Annotated in this window: 2 protein-coding genes; both read right to left on the bottom strand. The window is 35.8% G+C overall.

Translation table 11 applies throughout. From position 1 onward, the window contains the following. Positions 1-341: 341 nt before the first annotated feature. The gene (locus tag I6E24_RS15985; RefSeq protein ID WP_235329673.1) at positions 342-1226 is read right to left on the bottom strand and encodes a DUF4377 domain-containing protein; all 885 of its coding nucleotides are present in this window, start codon (positions 1224-1226) and stop codon (positions 342-344) included. Between the two features lie 29 nt (positions 1227-1255). Beyond that, positions 1256-2353: clostripain-related cysteine peptidase (locus I6E24_RS15980; protein ID WP_235329671.1), on the bottom strand; the 1098-nt coding region annotated here is incomplete at its 5' end.

Genomic DNA, 2353 nt, shown 5'->3' with positions numbered 1-2353 from the left:
GTAATATATAAGTTTTAATATTCAGCAACTTATAACATTAAACTGGGAATATTGCTTAAAAAGTTTACATCACAAGGATAACATCATCGAAGTTGGTGGTGTACAAAGAACTGAAATAACAGTATATGAACCAGTACAGTTCAGGAAGTGAAGCCGGGGTTTTGAAATGGGTATGTAATTTTGAATCTGTAACAAAATCAAGATATAATGAAACCAACTGATTACATCATTGGGATAATCAAGAGAGTTTTCCTTATCCTCTACCAAATGATAGATGATAAGGAAAACTAGGATATATATCAATAATACAAAAGACAAGTTACACAGCCGGAGGTTATATTTTAGTTGATAGCAAAAGTATAAGAAACCACAACCGTTTTTACACCAGCTTCGGGAAACGCCTCTTGCGCATACTGTGTCATATCCTGATATAGCCAAATTTGGGAACGCATGCCTCCGCTATTGCCTGTACTTCCTGGAAGATTTACGATAAAAGCATCCATCGTCAGAGCAGCTTTATGTGTGATGAAATCGCCAATGAAAGTCCATTGCGCCGTTGCTGCCACTTGACCTTCTAACGGTATCAGCTTATAGCTATCGGGGAAATTCTCATTGTCATTCGTTTCTCTTATGAGCTTACCATCAGCTAACACAAGATATTCACTATCCTCATTGAGCATTGCAAATTCTGTAAACTCTTTATTGAATACAAATTGCTTGCACATGAAAAGGGGACTATTATTCATCAATCTTTTCTCTAGTTCATCCTTTTCATCTGCTTCAATAACATAACGAAACTCTGCATTCAAACAGTTATAATTGTTTGACAAAAAGTTATCCGGCAGTCCTTCCGAATCGTGCTTCTCCTTTGAGATTACTTCGAGTAGTTTGTATTCCGTCCATGAAGGGTCACCCTTGCGATAATCCAAATACGTCGTTTCGCTTATTTTTATGTGATATTCATAACCTTCTTCGTAGTTGAAGTCTTGAATAGAAGAGAACGATATCCAGTCTTGAGCATTGTTTTTTTTGACGGCATAAACTTTCCTGAAATAGTTGTTGCCTTCACTGAATATCATGCCCAATACTTTTTTTGAAGCCACTGTGAGTTCATACTCTTGGTAATTAGTTACTTTGGTATCTTCTTCATCTTCTTTATCACAACTGATAAAGGCAAATGTAAACAGGAACAGCATCAGTATTCCGAATAAATTCTTTGTTTTCATATTACTTTGATTTTTCTATTATCTAAAATTTAATGTGTATCAATATACCATGATGTTTGAGGATAATCTACCATTTTGCCGTTTGTACTTGGTTCTGAGGTTGTTATTCCTGAATATCTTTCCACAGTAATAGGACCTCTTGATGCCGTGTAGAATTTTTCAGTATGTGTCTTGTGAGGGACAACTTTCTCCATTAGTGTTGTGAAATTATTATACATTTCTGAATCTGTACCGCATAGAGTCTGTACATAATCACCAAAATCATAGAATATCACAGGAGAGTAACCATCCATGCGCTGGATATGCGAAGCTTGTGTACTATCAAAAGAATAATTAGAGTGAATGTATTTCATCAGTTCAGCAAGTTTATCCAGATAAGAGCAGTCTGTCACAGCCAGTGTTCCATAAGGATATTGATAATTGGAATAAAACTGATAAAAAGACTCGCATATTGCTTTATAGTCCGGATTCTCTGATAAGAGATATTTGCCCATTGTAGAATATGGCATACCAAAAACCATCACTTCCGTCGGACAAGCAATCATATAGTTGGTTACATGGCGCAGCTCATATGCAACTTCCAAAGATGACATATAGCAATCATCAAATAGAATATACTCCATAGACAATCCGTTATTGGATAAGCTTTTAGCAAGAGTACTTATGTCTGTTTGATATTCGGCTGTTAACCCACCAAAAAAGCGTGTCATAGGAACATTCTCATAATCCCAGTGATAAACAAATTCTTCTTTTGCTTTACTACGGCTTTGTACAACAGGAAGCCACCCCATGCCATGACAACCAATAATCATTGAATAACTTTCAGCTGGAGCGAATGTCTTCATATCTCTAAGGATATCTGTCAAACCGGCTTCTGTTGTAAAGGGAGGATTTACATATTCTTTTAATAAATTCCTTTTGCACGAACCGTTATTTAAGGTTATCTCAAACATCTCCGCTTCAGAAGAACTTGTAGATAAAAACACGATAACCCTTTCGTTGTCTAATCCATTTTCTTGTATAGCTTCTTCCATATCTGATATGTTATTATAAAAATAGCTTGTCAGATTAGTTGACCATGGGAGATACATAAAGACTGTTCGTTGGTTATTAATCTCTATTTCAAA

It is taken from the genome of Bacteroides caecigallinarum (assembly GCF_021530995.1).
Classification (GTDB): domain Bacteria; phylum Bacteroidota; class Bacteroidia; order Bacteroidales; family Bacteroidaceae; genus Phocaeicola; species Phocaeicola faecigallinarum.
This window is presented reverse-complemented; position numbering and strand designations above follow the sequence as displayed.